Genomic DNA, 18,911 nt, shown 5'->3' on the forward strand with positions numbered 1-18,911 from the left:
TTCTGCGTTGCGACCACTTCGCGGGTTTCCCCCGCGAAGTGGTCGCAAAGATCCATAAAAGTCTCAAAAGAGACCTTTATTCTTGATCCTTCTTTTGTTTTCTGCACAATGCCAAGCATGCGAACCACGCGAGGCAACCCGATGCAACCCACCCCTCACGACGAACGCCTGCTCAAGGCCTTGGCCAACGCCATGGTGGTCCACCCCCGGGCGACCCTGAAAGAGCTGGCCGAAACCGCCGGCGTCAGCAAGGCCACCCTGCACCGTTTCTGCGGCACCCGCGACAACCTGATCGAGATGCTGGAGAACCATGGCGAGCAGGTGCTCAACCAGGTCATCCGCGACGCCGACCTCACGCAGGTCGAGCCGCTGCCTGGGCTGCGCCACCTGATCGCCGAGCACCTCAAGCACCGCGAGATGCTGGCCTTCCTGATGTTCCAATACCGCCCCGATACCTTGCTGGGCGACAGCGAAGATCGTCGCTGGCATGCCTATACCCAGGCCATGGACGCGTTCTTCCTGCGCGCCCAGCAATTGGGGGCGCTGCGCATCGATATCAGCGCGGCGGTGTTCACCGAGATGTTCCTGAGCATGATCTTCAGCATGGTCGACGCCGAGCGCCGCGGTCGGGCGGCCAGTGCCACCTCGGCGCTGACCCTGGAGCAGTTGTTCATCCACGGGGCCCAGGCGCCGGCCTGAAGACCGCAACGCCTTCATCGCCGGCAAGCCGGCTCCCACAGGGGAGCGATGGGCCTTGTGGGAGTCGGCTTGCCGGCGAAAGGGCCATCCCATCCACTGCAAAAATAAGGCCCCTGGGCACGGGTCCCAGGGGCCAGAGGGTTGGATAACCCAACCAAAGGAGTCATTGCCTAGCCCTTCATCGGCCACCCGCCACCGAGGGCGCGGAACAGGTCGACCAGGGCCAGCTGGCGCTGGGTGCTGGCCTGGATATAGGCCGCCTCGTTGACGAAGTTGTTACGCTGCGCGTCCAGGTAGCGCAGATGGTTATCCACCCCACCCTCATAACGCGCCTTGGCCAAGGCCTCGCTCGCCCGGCTGGTATCGACCAGCGCCCGACGCGCGGCTTCCTCGCGGCGTAGCGTGTCGGTGGCGGCCAGTGCATCGGCCACCTCGCGGAATGCGGCCTGGATCGTGCCCTCGTAGGCCGCCACCGCCGAATCCTTGCGCGCCTCGGCCAGGCTCAGGCCGGCGCGGTTGCGGCCGGCATCGAACAATGGCAGCGACAGCTGCGGCATGAAGCTCCAGCTGCGCGAACCGCCGTCGAACAACCCGGACATCTGCGCGCTGGAGGTGCCGAAGCTGCCGGTCAGGCTGATGCGCGGGAAGAACGCCGCCCGCGCCGCACCGATATCGGCGTTGCGTGAAAGCAAGCGGTGCTCGGCGGCGAGGATGTCCGGGCGGCGCTCGATCAGCGCCGACGGCAGGCCAGGGGTGATGTCCTGCAGCACCATCGGCTGGTTCGGGCGCTCACCTGGGATCAGCTTGGCCGCCTGCGCGTCGCCCAGCAGCAGCACCAGGGCGTTATAGGCCTGGCGTTGCTGACGCAGCGTGGCTTCGAGGTCGGCCCGGGACTGCTCGACCAGCCCCAATGCCTCCTGGTGGTCCAGCGCGGTGGCGGTGCCGGCGGCGCGGCGCTGGCCGACCAGGGCCAGCGAATCCTCGCGGCTGGCGAGGGTCTGGCGAGTCAGCGCCAGGCTGCGCTCGGCACCATCCAGGGTCAGGTAGGCCTGGCTGACTTCGGCGATCAAGGCAATGTGCGCGGCACGGCCGACCTCCTCGCTGGCCAGGTACTGCTCCAGCGCCGCATCGCTCAGGCTCTTGACCCGGCCGAACAGGTCCAGCTCGTACTCCGGCAGCGCCAGCCCCACCTGATAGGTGCTGCTGACGCCCTCACGGCCATTGCTCGACAGCCCCGCCGGCAGATGCTGGCGATTGCCCGATGCAGCGGCATTCAAGCCGGGCACCCGGTCGGCGCGCTGGATACGGTATTGCGCGCGGGCCTGCTCGATGTCGAGCAGGGTCTGACGCAACGAACGGTTGTTGCCCAATGCGGCGCCCACCAGCTGACGCAGCACCGGGTCGACGATGAATGCCTGCCAGTCAAGCTGATCCACCACCGGGCCTTGATGCCCGGCAGCTTCGCCCCACTGCGCCGGCACCGGCGCCTCGGGGCGCTCATAGGTCGGCGCCAGGGAGCAGCCCGCCAGGGTCAAGGCCAGGACCAACGGAAGAACACGAGTACCCATGAACATCACTTGGCCACCTCGACAGCCTGTGGCACAGCCGCAGGCTTGCGCTTGAGCAACGACAGCACCCAGACGAAACAGATCGGCACGAACACCACCCCCAGCAGCGTCGCGCTGAGCATGCCGCCGATCACCCCGGTGCCAATGGCCCGCTGGCTGGCCGCACCGGCACCGGTGGCGATGGCCAGCGGCACCACGCCGAGGATGAAAGCCATGGAGGTCATCACGATCGGGCGGAAACGCAGGCGCGCGGCCTCGATGGCGGCGTCACGCAGGCTATAACCTTTCTCCCACAGCTCCTTGGCGAACTCGACGATGAGGATGGCGTTCTTCGCCGCCAGGCCGATGATGGTGATCAGGCCGACCTTGAAGTACACGTCGTTGGGCATGCCGGTGACCATCACCGCCAGCACCGCACCGAGGGCGCCGATCGGCACGATCAGCATCACCGTCAGCGGAATCGCCCAGCTTTCGTACAGCGCCACCAGCAACAGGAACACCACCAGGATGGCCAGGGCGAACAGGCTGCCGGCCTGGCCGCTGGAGACTTTTTCCTGGTACGAAAGCCCCGTCCAGGCATAGCCGATGCCGGGCGGCAGCTCACTGACCAAGCGCTCCATTTCAGCCATGGCCTGACCGGTGCTGTGGCCCGGCGCCGCGTCACCGGCGATACGGATCGATGGGTAGCCGTTGTAGCGCACCAGTTGCACCGGTCCTTCTTCCCAGCGCGTGGTGACGAAGGCGCTGAACGGCACCTGCTCACCGCTGGCGTTGGGTGCATACAGGCGCAGCACGCTTTCCGGGGTCATGCGCTCGCCTTGTTCGGCCTGCACCACCACGCGCTGCTGGCGCCCGGCATTGGTGAAGTCGTTGATCACCGCCGAACCGAAGGCGGTGGCCAGGGTACTGTTGATGGTCTCGAAGCTCACGCCCAGGGCGCGGGCCTGCTCACGGTCGATCTGCACCCGCAGCTGCGGCGACTCCGCCAGGCCCTCCATCATCGCGTACAGAATCACCGGGTTGCCGTTGGCACCGGCCAGCAGCTGGTCGCGGGCGGCCAGCAGCGCTTCACGGCCCAGGCCGCCCCGGTCCATCAGGCGCAGGGCGAAGCCACCGGCATTGCCCAGGCCGTCGATCGGCGGTGGGTTCACGGCGGTGAGGGTGCCGTCGCCATGGGCGGCGAAGCGCGCGTTGATGGCGTCGATCTCGGCCGCCGCGGATTGGTCCGCGCCGCGCAACGACCAGTCCTTGAAGGTCGGGAAGGCCAGTGCGGCATTGTCCCCCATGCCCGAAAAGCTGAAACCGCTGACCACGAACGCCGAGGCCACCGCCTCGCGGGACATCAGGAACTGCTCCAGGGCTTGGCCGGTGGCATCCGTACGTACCCGGCTGGCGCCCGGCGGCAGTTGCACGTCGACAATGGCATAGCCTTGGTCTTCGACTGGCACGAAGGACTCCGGCAGGCGCAGGTAAAAATAACCGAGCATGGCCAGGATGCCGGCGTACACCAGCATGTAGCGCCCGGCACGCTGAACCAGCGCGCTGTTCAGCGCCGAGTAGCGATCGGTAAGACGCGCGAAGCTGCGGTTGAAGGCGCCGAAGAAGCCGCGTTTTTCATGGTGGCCCTGGGGCACCGGCTTGAGCAGCGTGGCGCACAGCGCCGGGGTGAAGGTCAGGGCCAGGAAGCCCGAGAACAGGATCGACACCGCCAGCGACAGCGAGAACTGCTGGTAGATCACCCCCACCGAGCCGGACATGAACGCCAGCGGCATGAACACTGCCGACAGCACCAGGGTGATACCGATGATCGCACCGGACACCTGCCCCATGGCCTTGATGGTCGCCTGCACGGGCGACAGCCCCTCTTCGGCCATCAACCGCTCGACGTTCTCCACCACCACGATGGCGTCGTCCACCAGGATGCCGATGGCCAGCACCATGCCGAACATGGTCATCATGTTCACCGAGAAGCCGAGCAGCTTCATCACCATCAGCGTGCCCAGCAGGCACACGGGCACCACGATCGAGGGGATCAGGGTATAGCGGATGTTCTGCAGGAACAGGAACATCACCAGGAACACCAGCACCATGGCTTCGATCAAGGTATGGATGACTTTCTCGATGGCCACGTCGACGAACCGCGAGGTGTCGTAAGGCACCGAGTACTCGACGCCTTCAGGGAAGAACGCGGACAGTTCGGCCAGCCGCGCCTTGACCAGCTCGGCGGTTTTCAGGGCGTTGGCGCCCGGCGCCAGCTGCACCGCGCCGGCCACTGCCGGCTTGCCGTCCAGGCGCGAACCGAAGTTGTAGCTTTCCATGCCGACTTCCAGGCGCGCCACGTCGGCCAGGCGCACCAGCGAGCCGTCCGGGTTAGCGCGCAGAACCACCTGGCCGAACGCCTCAGGGTTGTCCAAGGTGCCTTGCACGGCCAGGGTCGCGGTCAGTTCCTGCTCGCTGGCGCCTGGCGCGCTGCCGAAGCTGCCGGCCGGCACTTGCACGTTCTGGCCACGGATGGCGTTGCCGACATCGTCGATGCTCAGGCCGTAGCCCACCAGCTTCTGTGGGTCGACCCACACGCGCATGGCCGCTTCCGAGGAGAAGAACTGCAGCTTGCCCACGCCCGGCACCCGGCGCAGTTCGTTGTTGATGTTGCGTGCGGCGTAATCGCCCAGGGCGGTGGTGTCGGCCTTTTCGAAGCCTTGCTGGTAGTTGAGCGCATAGATCAGCAGAAAGCCCGCGCTGCTCTGCTCCACCTGCAGCCCTTGGGTCAGCACCGCCTGGGGCATACGTGCCTCGGCCTTCTTCAGGCGGTTCTGCACATCGACCTGGGCCAGCTCGGGATTGGTCCCAGGCTCGAAGGTCACCACCACCTCGGCCACGCCGTTGGAGTTGTTGGTGGACTCGAAGTACAACAGGTTCTTGGCACCGTTGAGGGACTCTTCGATGACGCTGGTCACCGACTCCACCAGCACCTTGGCCGATGCGCCCGGATAGGTGGCGGTGACCGTGATCTGCGGCGGGGCGACGTTGGGGTACTGGGCCACCGGCAACAGCGGGATCACCAGCAGCCCGGCCAGGGAGATGAACAGCGCCACGACCCAGGCGAAGTTCGGCCGATTGATGAAGAACTTGGACATTTCGCTACCCTCGCCTCAATGCGCTGCGGCTTGCTGTGCCTGGGCCGGGCTGACCGGCATGCCAGGGGCCAGGCCTGCCGGGCTGCCGACGATCACCTGGTCGCCTTCGCGCAACCCTTCGGTGATCTGCCAACGTGCGCCCTGCATCACCCCGGTGCGCACGGCGCGGGCTTCGGCCAGGTTGCCGGTGCCCACCACCATCACCCGTGCTTCGCCGTCGCTGCCGCGCTGCACGGCGCGTTGCGGCACCAGGATGGCCTGCCGGTCGGTGCCCTGTGGGGTGCGCACCCGCACGTACATGCCTGGCAGGAGCGTCCCGTCGGCGTTATCGAAGCGCCCGCGCAGGGTGACCTGGCCGGTGCTCCGGTCGACTTCGACGTCGGTGAACATCAGGGTGCCCTGGCGCTGGTAGTCGGTGCCTTCGACCTGGGCCATAAGCGCCGTGTCGTCGCCACCGGCCAGCGCGCCGTCCTGCAGTGCCTGGCGCAGGCGCAGGGCATCGGCGGCGGACTGGGTGAAGTCGACGTAGATCGGGTCGAGCTGCTGGATCCGCGCCATCAGCGTGGCGTCGCCCTGCCCCACCAGCGCACCTTCGGTGGCCAGTGCGCGACCGATACGGCCGGAGATCGGCGCCGTGACCGTGGCATAGCCGAGGTTCAGCCGCGCCGTCTGGACATCTGCCTGAGCTGAACGTACCGCGGCTTGGGCGCTGCGCAACGTGGCGTTGGCGCTGTCGAAGTCCTGGCGGCTGACGGCTTCGATCTTCACCAGCGGCTCATAGCGCTTGACCCGTGCCTGGGCTTCCTGCTGCACCGCCTGGGCCCGCGCGAGATCGCCATTGGCGCGAGCCAGGGCAGCCTGGAACGGCGCCGGGTCAATCTGGAACAGCACATCGCCGGCCTTGACGTCGGCACCCTCTTCGAATCGCTTGTGCAGCACGATACCGGCCACCCGGGCCCGCACTTGCGCCACCCGCATCGGTTCGACCCGGCCCGGCAGGGTCGAAGCCAGGCTCAGCGGCTCGCTGGCCACTGTCACCAGTTCCACCGGGAATGCTGCAGGCGCAGCGGCCTGCGGTTCACCCGCCGAGTCACACCCGGCCAGCGCCACGGCCACCGCCAGCCAACTGGCCACCCCAATTGCACGCAAGTTGCTCATCACATCACCCGAGCTTTTGATTGAAAACGGCGCGAATGGTACTCAGGCATACTGAATGAGTCAATTTAGTCTCATTTGATATTCGTGTGAATAATTGTAAGCACCTGCCCGGTCGTCGGCTTGCCGCATACCCCACCCAAGCAAGGCGTCAAATGATTACCAAGCCCTGCGGAGAACGCCCATGCCCCTGCACCCCGTGGCCACCCTCGCCCAACTCGATCAACAGCGCCCCCTGCGCGTTCAGGCCGGGGCCGAAGAGGTGATCCTGGTTCGCCATGGCGACCAGGTGCGCGCCTACCAGGGCAACTGCCCCCATGAAGGCGCGCCGCTCGATGAAGGCGTGGTATGCGGCGGCCTGCTGGTTTGCCCTTGGCACAAGGCTGCATTCGCCGTGGATGAAGGCGCGGTGTGCGAACCGCCCGCGCTGACGGGCCTGCGCCGCTACCCCGTGCAGATCAAGGGCGAGCAGGTCTGGGTCGATGATCAAGCCCTGCCCCTGGCGGCAACGCCCCGCCACAGCGATGCACGGGTGTTCGTGGTGGTCGGTGCCGGCGCTGCCGGTTCAGCGGCCGTGGCCACTCTGCTCGACCATGGCTTCGGCGGGCGCCTGGTCTGGGTCGATCAGGAACAGCCCAGCGCCTACGATCGCACCGCCCTGAGCAAATTCGTCATCGCCGGGCAGATGCCGCCGGACGAGGTACCGACGCTGCTGGAGCCCGACGTGCTGCGCCAGAAGCCGTTGCAGCGCCTGCACGCCAAGGTGCGCAGCCTGAACGTGGCCGGCCGTGAAATCGTCCTCGCCGATGGCCAGCGCCTGAAGTACGACGCGGCCCTGCTGGCCACCGGCGGCAAGCCCAAGCGCCCCGAACTGCCCGGCGTGCAATTGCCCGGCATCTGCGTGCTGCGCTCGCGCGAGGACGCCGCGCGCCTGCTCGACCTGGCCGAACCCGGCCAGCCGGTGGTGATCGTCGGCGATGGCTTCATCGGCCTGGAAGCGGCTTCGGCACTGCGCAAGTACGGCCTGCAGGTGCATGTGGTGACCCGCCATGCGGTGCCGCTGGCGAAACAGCTGGGCGAACGCATTGGCCTCAGCCTGCGCGAGCTGCACGAGCGCAAGGGTGTGGTGTTCCATGGCCCCACCGAAGTGGCCGCCTTCGAAGGCGGTGAGCGGGTCGAGGCAGTGCTCCTCGCCAACGGCGAGCGCCTGGCCACACCACTGGTGCTGCTGGGCACGGGCATCACGCCGGCTACCGGGTGCCTCCAGGGCCTGCAACTGGGCGAAGACCGCTCGGTGCAGGTCGACGCCCATCTGCAGGCCGCCGAAGGCCTGTGGGCGGCCGGCGATATCGCCACCTTCCCCCTCGCCGGGCGCCCGGTGCGCATCGAGCACTGGCGCCTGGCCCAGCAACAGGGGGTGATCGCTGCCGCCAACATGCTCGGCGAGCGGCGCCGCTACGATGATGTGCCGTTCTTCTGGACCTACCAGCATGGGCGCACCCTCGAGGTGCTCGGGCATGGCCGCCAGTGGAACCGCATCGAGTATGTCGGTGAGCCCGAGCACGGCGATTTCATCGCCCTGCAATGCATCGACGACCAGGTCGAGGCGGTGATCGCCAAGGGCTATGCGCGGGCCATGGCGGTGCTGTCGCAACGGATGAAACGGCCGTTGTCCAGCCGCGAGGCGCGGGAGCTGATAGATGCCTGGCCAGACTGACTCAGTCCAGCGCGCCGTGCAGCACCTCATAGATAAGGCCAGTGGCAGCCGCCACCAGGATCAGGTCGGTCCCCGCCTGGAGCCAGTCATAGCCATCGTAATGGGGTAGTTGGCCCAGCAGCCTGCCGTCAAGTTTCTTGGCTATGCCCGGGGGCAGCGGCTTGCCGCGGGCGAGGTTTTTCTGGATGCCTGGCGGCAAAGGCGCCGCAGGTGCCCAGTAGTCATGGTAGCGGTCAAGGGTGATCCGCACCCCGCCGACATCCACCTGGGGACCGCCGTGGTAGGCATTGCCAGCTTTGTCGGGCTTGCCCTTGCCTGCTTTATCGTGCTGCTGGCCATGGGCGTTGCCCTTGCCCTGGCCATTGCCGGGGTCCGCCAGCAGCAGCGGCGAAGTGCCGAGCATGGCGAGGCTGGTGACGATGGCGATGATCTGCTGCGACTTCATGGGCCTGCTCCCTGGTAATCGATTGGCGCACGGTCAAGCATCGATCAACCGGCGCACCAGGGCAAGGCTGGCACCTGCACCTTTCAAAGTGCCCGGGTTCTGTGTAAAAACACCTGACCCTCATCGCACGCAAAGGATTCCCGGCAATGATCTACCGCCCCCTCGGCCACAGTGGCCTGCAAGTCTCGGCCCTCACCCTCGGCAGCATGATGTTCGGTGAGCAGACCAGCACCGAAGACGCCCTGCGCATCATCGACAAGGCCTGGGACCAGGGCATCAACTTCGTCGACACCGCCGATGTGTACAACGGCGGGCGTTCCGAGGAGATCGTCGGCGAGGCGGTGGCGCGCAACCGCCAGGAGTGGATCGTCGCCTCCAAGGCCGGCTACGGCCCGGTGGATGGCCTGCCCAACCGCAGCGGGCTGTCGCGCAAGCACCTGTTCAACGCCATCGAAGCCACGCTCACGCGCATGGGCACCGACTACCTGGACATCTACTACCTGCACCGCGAAGACCACAGCGTGCCATTGGAAGAGACCGTGCGGGCGATTGGCGACCTGCTGGCGCAAGGCAAGATCCGCTACTGGGGCGTGTCCAACTTCCGCGGCTGGCGCATCGCCGAGATCTGCAACGTCGCCGACCAGCTCGGCGTGGCCAAGCCGGTGGTCAGCCAGCCGCTGTACAACATCGTCAACCGCCAGGCCGAGCCTGAGCAGCTGACCGCAGCGGCCTACCATGGCCTGGGCGTGGTGCCGTTCAGTCCGCTGGCCCGTGGCGTGCTCAGCGGCAAGTATGCCCCGGGCTCGGTGCCGGACGCCGGCAGCCGCGCCGGGCGCCAGGACAAGCGGATCATGGAAGTGGAATGGCGCCAGGAGTCGCTGGGCATCGCGCAGAAGATCCACGCCTACACCGAGGCCAAGGGCGTGGGCATCGTCGAGTTCGCGATTGCCTGGGTGCTGAACAACCGCCTGGTCAGCTCGGCCATCGTCGGCCCGCGCACCGAGGCGCAGTGGGACACCTACGCCGGTGCCCTGGAGGTGAAGGTCACCGCCGAAGACGAAGCCTTCATCGACTCGCTGGTAACCCCGGGCCATGCCTCCACGCCCGGCTTCAACGATGTGGCGCACTTTGTCAGCGGGCGCCTGCCGCGCGCCTGAGTGCTGCCTGGGTGGCGCGGCTCAGCGCCGCGCCACCTGCCACAACCGTGCAACGTCCCCTGCCCGTGCCTTGAGCAGATTGCCCGCGTCGGCACAGGCCTGCTCCAGGCTCATCGGCCCACTGGCCAGGGCAAATGCGGCGTCGATGCCGTGCGCATACAGCTGCTCATAGCCCGCGCCCAAGGTACCAGCCAGCACCACAACGGGCACGCCATGGCGTTTGGCGACCCGCGCGACGCCCATGGGGGTCTTGCCGCGCAGGGTCTGCGCATCGAAACGCCCCTCGCCGGTGATCACCAGGTCGGCGCCCTGCACCAGCGTATCCAGCTGTGCCAACTCAGCCACCACCTCGACCCCAGGGCGAAACTGCGCGCCCATGAAGGCCTTGGCCGCAAAGCCCATGCCACCGGCCGCGCCGCTGCCCGGCTGATCGCGTACATCCTTGCCCAGCAACTGCGCGCAATGGTCGGCGAAATGGCCCAGTGCCTGGTCCAGCGCCTGCACCTGTTCGGGGCTGGCGCCCTTCTGCGGGCCGAAGATCGCCGAAGCGCCATTGGCGCCGCACAGCGGGTTGTCGACATCGGCAGCGACCTCTACCTGTACTTGCGCCAGGCGCGGGTCGAGGCCGCTGGCGTCGATGCGGGCCAGTTGCGCCAGGGCCAGGCCGCCTTCGGCCAGCGCTTGGCCTTGTGCATCCAGCAGGCGCAGGCCAAGGGCGCGCAGCATGCCACTGCCGCCGTCGTTGGTGGCGCTGCCGCCGATGGCCAGGACAATGCGCCGGGCGCCGGCCGCCAAGGCAGCGGCGACCAGCTCGCCAGTGCCCCAGGTGCTGCTGCGGCAGGCATCGCGCTGGGCGCTGGGAATCAGCTGGATACCGCTGGCCTGGGCCATCTCGATCACGGCAGTACGGCTCTCGGGCAGCCAGCCCCAGGCAGCTTCCACGCTCGCCCCCAATGGCCCACGCACCTGCTGGCGGCGCTGTTCGCCATGGCTGGCGGCGACGATGGCCTCCATGGTGCCTTCGCCGCCATCCGCCATTGGGCACTCGACCAGGGTAGCCTGCGGCCACACCTGGGCCAGGCCGCTGGCGATGGCGCGGGCGACACCGGCAGCGTCGAGGCTGTCCTTGAACGAATCGGGGGCGATGACGACTTTCATGGGGCTACTCCTGTGCTGATGCCTCGCATGCTGACAGTTGTGTGATGGGGGGGCCTCTGTCGGATGCACAAAAGTGGGGGGTGGGTGTTTGGGCGGATGACTGGTTGATCAGGATTGGGTTATGGCCACCAGGTGCATGGCGATGGATGTGCAGCGCCTATGAGATCGAGCGCCGCCCGCGCGGCGCTTCGCGGGTAAACCCGCTCCCACAGTCTGTTTCGGGCCAGTCTCTCCTGTGCTATCACCTGGTCCGCCTTGTTGGTACGACGCGGTTTCAGCGTGGGCGTTGCCGCCGCCCCACATGACTCAAGGCATGCACCAAGGCAGGCGCCGGTACTTTCACAGGAATAATTGGCCCGAAACAAACTGTGGGAGCGGGTTTACCCGCGAAGCGCCGCGCGGGCGGCGCTCGATCTCACAGGCGCTGCACATCCATCGCCATGCACCTGGCCGCTCACATGCGATCCCAAGACAGGCGCCTGGCCGTCACATCGCAAAAATGCCACGGTTCGGCAAACCCCAATCTCAGAACAACTGCCAGGTGTACACCAGGATCAACCGGTTCTCATCGATATCACTGCGATAATTGGACCGCGCCATGGCATTGCGCACCCTAATCCCCAACCCCTTGAGCACCCCGCTCTGCACCGCATACCCCAGGTCGATATCCCGCTCGCGGTCGCGCCCCTCGAAGCCCTTGCCAGTATCGACGTTGTCGCCGGTGATATAGCGCACCGTGGCCGTCAACCCCGGGATACCCATGGCCGCGAAGTTGTAGTCGTAGCGCAGCTGATACGAGCGCTCGTCGGTATAGGCGAACTCGTAGGTCGGCACTTCGTTGCCCAGCGGGCTGATGTTGGCGAACACCCGCGGGAACGGGCTGTCGCCGTACATGGCCTGGTAACCGGCGCCGAAGCTATGCCCCCCACGCTTGGCGGTGAACATCGAAAAGAATGCCTGGTTGTCGATATCACCCAGCAGCGCATCGCCATCCTCGCGGGCCGTGAAGTAGCCCAGGTTGGCACTGAGTACCCAGTCCCCCACCGGTTTGCTGTGCTTGAAGCCGACGAAACTCTGCTGGTAGATATCTTCCAGCTGCCCGTGCCACAGGCTCAGGCTGCTCAGGTTGGCATTGAACGCGTAGTCGCCACCGACATAGTTGAACGCATCGCTCTCGGCCTGGCGCATGGGCACATGGCCGAGCATGGCGTTGAGCTTGCCGTCGCCAGCTTCATTGCGCAGGTGGGTGGAACTGAGGTGGCCGGCCTGCACGGTCAACCCGTCGATTTCACTGGAGCTCAGGCTCAGGCCCTGGTAGGTCGGCGGCAGCAGCCGGATATCGCTGAAGGTCAGCACCGGCAGGTTGGGCTGCAGTTCGCCTGCACGCAGTTCGGTCTTTGACAGCCGCGCCTTGAACGTGGGCGCGATGCGGCTGTACTCACTGGCGGCGCGACCATCGTCGTGCACCGGCAGCAGGCCGGTGTTGACCCGGTCGGGGCTGCTGTCCAGGCGGATGCCGAGCAGGCCCAGAGCATCCACGCCAAAACCGACGGTGCCCGGCGTATAGCCGGACTTGAAATCGAGGATGAAGCCTTGGGCCCACTCCTCGGCCCTGGACTGCGGGTTGGCGCCGACGATGTCCGAGTAATCACGGCTGAAGTAATAGTTGCGGGCGCTGAGGCTGGCCTTGGCGTCCTCGAAAAAGCCGCCGTCGGCAGCCCACAGTGGTTGGCTGAGCAGGCTCAGGCCGATGGCGACGCAAGGGGTGTGGTTCATTCCGAAGCTCTCTGATCTTGTTGTTATGTGATAAAGCGCAGAACCAGAACGTGATGGGTGGCTCAGGACTCCTGTTCAGCAGTGGCGGCGCGCAGCCGTGGCCGGCGCAGGCTGACCAGCGCGTGGGCGAGCAGGCCGAACAGCAGCCCCCAGAACGCCGCCGACAGCCCAAGGAAAGTCACGCCCGAAGCGCTGACCAGGAAGGTGAACAGCCCGGCATCGCGCTCGCCGGGCTCGGCCAGGCTGCGCGCCAGGGCCTCGCTGATCGCGCCGTACAGGGCCAGGCCTGCAAGCACGGCGATCAGCGCGGCGGGAAACGCGGCGAACAACGACATCAAGGTGGCCCCGGCAATGCCCAGCAGCAGATACAGCGCACTGCCCGCCACAGCCGCCACATAGCGTCTGCGCGGGTCTTCGTGGGCCTCGCGGCCGGTGCACAGGCTGGCGGTGACCGCCGCCAGGTTCAGCCCGTGGCAACCGAACGGCGCCAACAGCAGGCCGCCCAGGGCACTGGCACTGATCAGTGGGCTGGCCTCTGTGCGGTAGCCGGCATTGCGCAGCACCGCCATGCCCGGCATGAACTGCCCGGTCAGCGCCACCAGCACCAGCGGCAACGCCAGGCTGAAGGTCGCGGCCAGGCTGAATTGCGGCGTGGTCCATTGCGGCGTGGCCAGGGCCAGCACCAGTTCGCTGCCGCGAAATTCGCCACTGGCCACGGTCACCAGGGCGCCCACGGTCAGTACCGCCGCCACCGCATAACGCGGTTGCACCCGGCGCATCAGCACGTAGCTGACGAACATCGCCAGCAGCAATACCGGCTGCACCGGCAAGGCGCGGAACACCTCGATGCCGAAGCTGAACAGGATCCCGGCCTGCATGCCGGCGGCGATGGAACCGGGCAGCCGGGCGATCAGGCGGTCGAAGGCGCCACTGATGCCGATCAGCAGCAGCACCGTATTGGCCATCAGGTAGGCGCCGATCGCCTGCTCCAGGCCAATGTGCGGCAAGGCGGTGACCAGTAACGCCGAGCCCGGTATCGACCAGGCGATCACCACCGGTACCCGGTAGCGCAGGCTTAGCAGGCCGCCCAGCACAGCGCTGCCCATGGATACCGCCCACACCCAGGAGGACAGCTGGCCGTGGGACAGGCCGGCGGCTTCGGCGGCGTGGAAAATGATCACCAGCGGGCCGGCATAGGAAATCAGCGTGGCGATGCAGCCGGCCACGACGGCGGACAGGGAGCAATCCTTGAACAGGGTTTTCATGACACCTCTCGCATCGGCAACGGATGGCAAGGGCTTCGCCCTTGATCGCTGGCAAGCCAGCTCCCACAGAGATCAGCGCCCCCTGTGGGAGCCGGCTTGCCGGCGATTGGCCCTCAGCCCTCTTGCAACGCCCGCGGCCGCCCGCTGCGCTGTTCGGCGTCGCTGTCATGGGCCTTCTGCAGCTGGAAATCGAACTGCATTTCGGCATAACGCCCCGCCCCTCCCCGCGCCCCGTCCTCGCGGAAGGTGATCTCCCCCACCAACCCATCCCGGGTGGCATAGGCGAAGTCGTCCCACAGGTACTTGTCGCCGGCCAGGTTGATCTGCGTGGTCAGGTGCCGATGGCCCGGCGCCGAGATGAAGAAGTGGATGTGCGCCGGGCGCTGGCCGTGGCGGCCGAGCAGGTCCAGGCACTCCTGGGTCGGCCCCTGGGGGTCGCAGCCATAGCCGGACGGCACGATGGAGCGCGCGCGGTAGCGGCCCTCGGCGTCGGTGACGATGCGTCGGCGCAGGTTGTATTCGGACTGGCTCTGATCGAAGAACGAATAGGTGCCGCGGGTGTTGGCATGCCACAGGTCCACCGTGGCCCCGGCCAGCGGCTGGCCATCGGGGCCGCGCACCTGGCCTTCGAGGTACATCACCGTGGCCTCGCCCTCCTCGCTGCCATCGTCCATGCGCACCACGGCCTGGGCCAGCGGTGCACCGGCCACGTACAGCGGGCCTTCGATGGTGCGCGGGGTGCCGCCGGTCAGGCCGACCTCGGCATCCTTGGCGTCCTGCAGCAGGTCGAGGAAGTGCTCGATGCCAAGCCCGGCCACCAGCAGCCCGGCTTCGCCGCGACCGCCCAGGCGGTTGAGGTAGTCGACGGCGAGCCAGAATTCGTCCTCGCTGACCTCCAGGTCCTCGATCAGCCGCGCGGTGTCCTGCAACACGCGCTGGACGATGCGCTTGAGGCGCGGGCTGCCCTCGTCATTGCCAAAGCCTGCGGCTTGTTCGAAGAATTTCTGCACATCAGGGGTGTGGGCGATCTTCACGGTCATGCTCAGGTACCTCGTGTTGTTCTTGTCGTTGGGGGTTTCAGCGGTCGTCGCTGTGGACCGACGAGGGGTGGCGGCACAGGCCGGCGACCTCGATGTCCATGTAGGGGAACAGCGGCAGCTGCATCAGGGTGTCGTGCAGCGCCTCGACGCTGGGCACGTCGAACACGCTGTAGTTGGCGTAGTGCCCGGCGATGCGCCACAGGTGGCGCCAGGTGCCGTCGCGCTGCAGGCGCTGGGCCAGCTGCTTTTCGTCGGCCTTGAGTTGCGCGGCCTTGGCCGGGTCCATGTCGACCGGCAGCTTTACGGTCATCTTTACGTGGAACAGCATGGTGTTCTCCTTACGTCAGTCGTTGCTGCTGTGGGAGCGGGCTTGCCCCGCGAACACGGGCGAAGCCCGTGCCATCCACCGCGGTGCCTGCTTCGCGGGGCAAGCCCGCTCCCACAGGGATTGGGTGTTGCTTCAGCTACGGCGGGCGAAGCGTGCGAGCTGCGCCTCGTCCAGGGTCAGGCCCAGGCCTGGGGTGCTTGGGACGTGCAACTGGAAGTCGCGGTACACCGGCGGCTGGTTGACGATCTCTTCGGTCAGCAGCAGCGGACCGAACAACTCGGTGCCCCAGGTCAGCTGGCGAATGGTCAGGAAGGCATGGGCCGAGGCCAGGGTGCCCACGCTGCCTTCGAGCATGGTCCCGCCGTACAGGGCGATACCGGCCGCTTCGGCGATCTGCGCGGTGCGCAGCACGGCGCGCGGGCCACCGTTCTTGGCGATTTTCAGGGCGAAGATGCTCGCCGCGCCGTCGGCGGCCAGGCTGAAGGCGTCCTCGACGCTTTCGATGGACTCGTCGGCCATGATCGGCGCCGGGCTGCGCTGGTTCAGGCGGACCTGCCCGCCACGGTTGATGCGCGAGATCGGCTGTTCGATCAGGTCGATGCCGTTGTCGCCCAGCACCTGGCAGGCGCGGATGGCCTGGGACTCGTCCCAGTACTGGTTGACGTCGACACGCACGCTGGCGCGCTCGCCCAGCTCGCGCTTGATCGCCACCACGTGCTTGAGGTCCTGGGCCAGCGGGTTGGCGCCGATCTTCAGCTTGAACACCCGGTGCCGGCGAATTTCCAGCATGTGCTCGGCCTCGGCGATATCGCGGGCGGTGTCGCCACTGGCCAGGGTCCAGGCCACTTCCAGGCTGTCGCGCACGCGGCCACCGAGCAGCTCGCTGACCGGCAGGCCCAGGCGCTTGCCCTGAGCGTCGAGCAAGGCGCTCTCGATACCGGACTTGGCGAAGGTGTTGCCCTTGGCCAGCTTGTCCAGCTTGAGCATGGCCGCGTTGATGTTGTCGGCGGCCATGCCGACCAGCGCCGGCGCCAGGTAGGCGTCGATATTGGCCTTGATGCCTTCCGGGCTTTCGTAGCCGTAGGCCAGGCCACCGATGGTGGTGGCTTCGCCGATGCCTTGCACACCGTCGCTGCAGCGCAGGCGCAGGATCACCAGGGTCTGCTGCTGCAGGGTGTGCATGGCCAGCTTGTGCGGGCGGATGGTCGGCAGGTCGACGATGATCGCCTCCAGCCGGTCGATGGTCGGGCTTGTCATGCCAAGGCTCCAGTTCAGTCAGTAAAGGGTCAGGCCGTCGCCGCCAGGGCCTGGCGCCGGCCACTGGCCAGGTGCACGGCCATGGCCAGGGCGGCGATCGCGCCGGGGATGGCGAAGGCGATGAAATTGAGTTGCAGCGGCAGGTTGATGCCCATCAGCGCGCCACCGAGCAGCGGGCCGACGATGGCGCCGTTGCGGCCGATGCCGGAGGCCCAGCCCAGGCCGGTGGAACGCACCGACAGGCCGTACAACTGGGCGGCGCCGGCGTACAGCAGGATCTGCGTGCCGATGGTGGTGGCGCCGGCGATGAAGATCAGCAGGTACAGCACCGGCATCGGGCTGTTGACCCCCAGCAGGCTGATCGACAGCGCGGCGGCGATGAAGAACGCCACCTTGACCTTGACCAGGTTGTAGCGGTCGCCCAGCCAGCCGCCGAGGATCGCCCCGGCCATGCCGCCGAAGTTGAGCACCAGCAGGAACGACAGGCTCGAACCCAGGCTGTAGCCGGCGTTGGCCATGAGTTTCGGCAGCCATGAGCTCAGTGCGTAGACCATCAGCAGGCAGCAGAAGAACGCCAGCCACAGGGCCAGGGTGCGGATGGCCAGGCCGTTGCGGAACAGTTCCAGCACCGAGGCGCCCTGCCCTTTCTTGTCCACGGCCTGCAGTTGATCATCGGCTTGCACGTCGCACTGCGGGTCAAGGCGTTTGAGCAGTTTGCGTGCCTCTGCCATGCGGCCCTGGCGCACCAGGAAGCCGATGGACTCGGGCAGGTAGTAGAGGATCACCGGCAGCAACAGCAGCGGCACGGCGGCGGCGAAGAACATCGACTCCCAACCGAAACGCGGCAACAGGAAGATGCCGACCCCGGCCGAAAGCATGCCACCCAGCGAGTAGCCACTGAACATGATCGCCACCAGGGTGCTGCGCAGGCGCTTGGGGGCGTATTCGTTCATCAGCGCCACGGCGTTGGGCATCAGCCCACCGCAACCTAGCCCGGCAAAGAAGCGATACAGGCCGAACTCGCTGGGGCTGCTGGCGAAGCCGTTGAGGATGGTGGCCCCGGAGAACAGCGCGAAGCAGATGGCGATGCCCTTCTTGCGCCCGATGCGGTCGGCCAGGCTGCCAAACAGCAAGGCGCCGAACATCATGCCGAACAGCGCGTAGCTGCCCAGGGCGCCGGCCTGCAGCGGGGTCAGGCCCCATTCTTTCATGAGGGTCGGCAGGACCACGCCGTAGATGAACAGGTCGTAGCCGTCGAAGATCAGCAGCAGGCCGCACCAGGCCATGACCATCCAGTGGAAGGGGCTGAAGCGGGCGTTGTCGATGATCGGGTGCACGTCGAGTGTTCGCATGGCATCTGTCTCTTTTGTTTTTGTTGTGTGAAGAGAAAACCTTGCCGGGGCGGCCGTCAGCCGAGGTCGCCACCGCCCACCGGCAGGGTTACGCCGGTGATGTACGAGGCCTCGTCAGAGGCCAGGAAGAGGATTGCGCCGACCTGTTCGTCGAGGCTGCCGTAGCGCTTCATCAAGCTGCTGGATACGGTCTGGTCGACGATCTGCTGGTACCAGCCTTTCTCCTGCGTGCTCTGCTCGGCCTGGTTGCGCGGGATGCGCCGGGGCGGTGCCTCGGTGCCGCCGGGGGCAGTGGCATTGACGCGGATGCCGCGCTCGGCGGTTTCGAAGGCCAGGCACGCGGTGAGCGCGTTGACGCCGCCCTTGGCCGCGCCGTAGGGCACGCGGTTGACGCCACGGGTGGCGATGGACGAAACGTTGACGATGGCGCCGCTGCCGCGTTCGAGCATGTAGGGCAAGGCGGCGTGGCAGCACCACAGGGTGGGGAACAGCGAGCGCCGCACTTCGGCCTCGATCTGCTGCACCTCGTAGTGTTCGAACGGCTTGGCCCAGATGGTGCCGCCGACGTTGTTGATGAGGATGTCGAGGCGGCCGAAGGTTTCCACGGCGCGGGCCATGACCGTGGCACAGTCGGCGTGTTGCTCGAGGTCCGCGGTGAGGGTCAGCATGCCCTCGCCGGCCAGCTCATGGACCAGCTCGGAGCGGTCCACCGCCACCACCTGCGCGCCTTCGGCCTTGAGCCGCCAGCACACGGCGCGGCCGATGCCTTGGGCGGCGCCGGTGACCAGGGCGACTTTGTTGTGGAATCGGTTGTTCATGTCGATCTCCTTGTGGGAGCTGGCTTGCCAGCGATGAGG

General features: G+C 66.8%; 15 protein-coding genes. 3 read left to right on the plus strand and 12 right to left on the minus strand.

The features are described 5' to 3' along the window. Nucleotides 1-141 precede the first annotated feature (141 nt). Nucleotides 142-699: a TetR/AcrR family transcriptional regulator gene (locus EJA05_RS13750; RefSeq protein ID WP_125858662.1), complete on the plus strand. Its 558-nt coding sequence runs from the start codon at nt 142-144 to the stop codon at nt 697-699. A gap of 170 nt (nt 700-869) precedes the next feature. Here the strand turns inward: EJA05_RS13750 and EJA05_RS13755 are convergent, their stop codons facing one another. The 3 genes from EJA05_RS13755 to EJA05_RS13765 are packed head-to-tail and all read right to left on the minus strand — an operon-like array spanning nt 870 to nt 6,562. Next, nucleotides 870-2,273 carry an efflux transporter outer membrane subunit gene (locus tag EJA05_RS13755; protein WP_125858663.1) on the minus strand — a complete coding sequence of 468 codons (1,404 nt, stop codon included), beginning with the start codon at nt 2,271-2,273 and terminating at the stop codon, nt 870-872. Next, nucleotides 2,273-5,404: an efflux RND transporter permease subunit gene (locus tag EJA05_RS13760; RefSeq protein ID WP_125858664.1), complete on the minus strand. Its 3,132-nt coding sequence runs from the start codon at nt 5,402-5,404 to the stop codon at nt 2,273-2,275. Before EJA05_RS13760 ends, EJA05_RS13755 begins: the two co-directional genes overlap by 1 nt. 15 nt (nt 5,405-5,419) lie before the next feature. Then, nucleotides 5,420-6,562: a MexC family multidrug efflux RND transporter periplasmic adaptor subunit gene (locus EJA05_RS13765; RefSeq protein ID WP_125858665.1), complete on the minus strand. Its 1,143-nt coding sequence runs from the start codon at nt 6,560-6,562 to the stop codon at nt 5,420-5,422. A gap of 181 nt (nt 6,563-6,743) precedes the next feature. On the opposite strand from EJA05_RS13765, the gene EJA05_RS13770 reads away from it, so the two are divergent. After that, on the plus strand, nt 6,744-8,276 hold the full coding sequence (locus EJA05_RS13770) for an FAD-dependent oxidoreductase (RefSeq protein ID WP_125858666.1): 1,533 nt from the start codon (nt 6,744-6,746) through the stop codon (nt 8,274-8,276). Between the two features lies 1 nt (nt 8,277). On the opposite strand, the gene EJA05_RS13775 is transcribed toward EJA05_RS13770, so the two are convergent. Next, nucleotides 8,278-8,721 (minus strand): anti-virulence regulator CigR family protein, encoded by a 444-nt coding sequence (locus tag EJA05_RS13775; RefSeq protein ID WP_125858667.1) that lies wholly within the window; start codon nt 8,719-8,721, stop codon nt 8,278-8,280. A 146-nt stretch (nt 8,722-8,867) separates the two neighbouring features. On the opposite strand from EJA05_RS13775, the gene EJA05_RS13780 reads away from it, so the two are divergent. Continuing rightward, on the plus strand, nt 8,868-9,878 hold the full coding sequence (locus tag EJA05_RS13780; RefSeq protein ID WP_125858668.1) for an aldo/keto reductase: 1,011 nt from the start codon (nt 8,868-8,870) through the stop codon (nt 9,876-9,878). Nucleotides 9,879-9,899: 21 nt separating this feature from the next. On the opposite strand, the gene EJA05_RS13785 is transcribed toward EJA05_RS13780, so the two are convergent. From EJA05_RS13785 to EJA05_RS13820, 8 genes are all read right to left on the minus strand, one after another. After that, nucleotides 9,900-11,036, minus strand: a complete 1,137-nt coding sequence (locus EJA05_RS13785) for a glycerate kinase (protein ID WP_125858669.1) — start codon at nt 11,034-11,036, stop codon at nt 9,900-9,902. 525 nt (nt 11,037-11,561) lie between these two features. Continuing rightward, on the minus strand, nt 11,562-12,812 hold the full coding sequence (locus EJA05_RS13790; protein ID WP_125858670.1) for an OprD family porin: 1,251 nt from the start codon (nt 12,810-12,812) through the stop codon (nt 11,562-11,564). 62 nt (nt 12,813-12,874) lie between these two features. Continuing rightward, a complete protein-coding gene (locus EJA05_RS13795) occupies nt 12,875-14,077 on the minus strand; it encodes a benzoate/H(+) symporter BenE family transporter (protein ID WP_125858671.1) in 1,203 nt (400 codons plus the stop codon). A 113-nt stretch (nt 14,078-14,190) separates the two neighbouring features. Further along, on the minus strand, nt 14,191-15,117 hold the full coding sequence (catA, locus tag EJA05_RS13800; protein WP_125858672.1) for a catechol 1,2-dioxygenase: 927 nt from the start codon (nt 15,115-15,117) through the stop codon (nt 14,191-14,193). A gap of 37 nt (nt 15,118-15,154) precedes the next feature. Beyond that, nucleotides 15,155-15,445, minus strand: a complete 291-nt coding sequence (gene catC, locus EJA05_RS13805) for a muconolactone Delta-isomerase (protein WP_110994971.1) — start codon at nt 15,443-15,445, stop codon at nt 15,155-15,157. Nucleotides 15,446-15,577: 132 nt separating this feature from the next. Then, complete coding sequence (locus EJA05_RS13810; protein WP_125858673.1) at nt 15,578-16,702, minus strand: muconate cycloisomerase family protein; 1,125 nt, start codon at nt 16,700-16,702, stop codon at nt 15,578-15,580. 29 nt (nt 16,703-16,731) lie between these two features. Continuing rightward, on the minus strand, nt 16,732-18,054 hold the full coding sequence (locus EJA05_RS13815) for an MFS transporter (protein ID WP_125858674.1): 1,323 nt from the start codon (nt 18,052-18,054) through the stop codon (nt 16,732-16,734). Between the two features lie 56 nt (nt 18,055-18,110). Then, complete coding sequence (locus EJA05_RS13820; protein WP_125464136.1) at nt 18,111-18,872, minus strand: 1,6-dihydroxycyclohexa-2,4-diene-1-carboxylate dehydrogenase; 762 nt, start codon at nt 18,870-18,872, stop codon at nt 18,111-18,113. Nucleotides 18,873-18,911: the final 39 nt, after the last annotated feature.

Source organism: Pseudomonas oryziphila (assembly GCF_003940825.1).
In the GTDB taxonomy this organism is placed as follows: Bacteria; Pseudomonadota; Gammaproteobacteria; order Pseudomonadales; family Pseudomonadaceae; genus Aquipseudomonas; species Aquipseudomonas sichuanensis.

Bases quoted from the DNA above. Each gene is read 5' to 3' on its own strand.
- catA (WP_125858672.1), bottom strand. From the start codon at position 15,117: ATGACCGTGAAGATCGCCCACACCCCTGATGTGCAGAAATTCTTCGAA.
- EJA05_RS13765 (WP_125858665.1), bottom strand. From the start codon at position 6,562: ATGAGCAACTTGCGTGCAATTGGGGTGGCCAGTTGGCTGGCGGTGGCC.
- EJA05_RS13750 (WP_125858662.1), top strand. From the start codon at position 142: ATGCAACCCACCCCTCACGACGAACGCCTGCTCAAGGCCTTGGCCAAC.
- EJA05_RS13795 (WP_125858671.1), bottom strand. From the start codon at position 14,077: ATGAAAACCCTGTTCAAGGATTGCTCCCTGTCCGCCGTCGTGGCCGGC.
- EJA05_RS13810 (WP_125858673.1), bottom strand. From the start codon at position 16,702: ATGACAAGCCCGACCATCGACCGGCTGGAGGCGATCATCGTCGACCTG.
- EJA05_RS13755 (WP_125858663.1), bottom strand. From the start codon at position 2,273: ATGTTCATGGGTACTCGTGTTCTTCCGTTGGTCCTGGCCTTGACCCTG.
- EJA05_RS13790 (WP_125858670.1), bottom strand. From the start codon at position 12,812: ATGAACCACACCCCTTGCGTCGCCATCGGCCTGAGCCTGCTCAGCCAA.
- EJA05_RS13815 (WP_125858674.1), bottom strand. From the start codon at position 18,054: ATGCGAACACTCGACGTGCACCCGATCATCGACAACGCCCGCTTCAGC.
- catC (WP_110994971.1), bottom strand. From the start codon at position 15,445: ATGCTGTTCCACGTAAAGATGACCGTAAAGCTGCCGGTCGACATGGAC.
- EJA05_RS13780 (WP_125858668.1), top strand. From the start codon at position 8,868: ATGATCTACCGCCCCCTCGGCCACAGTGGCCTGCAAGTCTCGGCCCTC.
- EJA05_RS13760 (WP_125858664.1), bottom strand. From the start codon at position 5,404: ATGTCCAAGTTCTTCATCAATCGGCCGAACTTCGCCTGGGTCGTGGCG.
- EJA05_RS13775 (WP_125858667.1), bottom strand. From the start codon at position 8,721: ATGAAGTCGCAGCAGATCATCGCCATCGTCACCAGCCTCGCCATGCTC.
- EJA05_RS13785 (WP_125858669.1), bottom strand. From the start codon at position 11,036: ATGAAAGTCGTCATCGCCCCCGATTCGTTCAAGGACAGCCTCGACGCT.
- EJA05_RS13820 (WP_125464136.1), bottom strand. From the start codon at position 18,872: ATGAACAACCGATTCCACAACAAAGTCGCCCTGGTCACCGGCGCCGCC.
- EJA05_RS13770 (WP_125858666.1), top strand. From the start codon at position 6,744: ATGCCCCTGCACCCCGTGGCCACCCTCGCCCAACTCGATCAACAGCGC.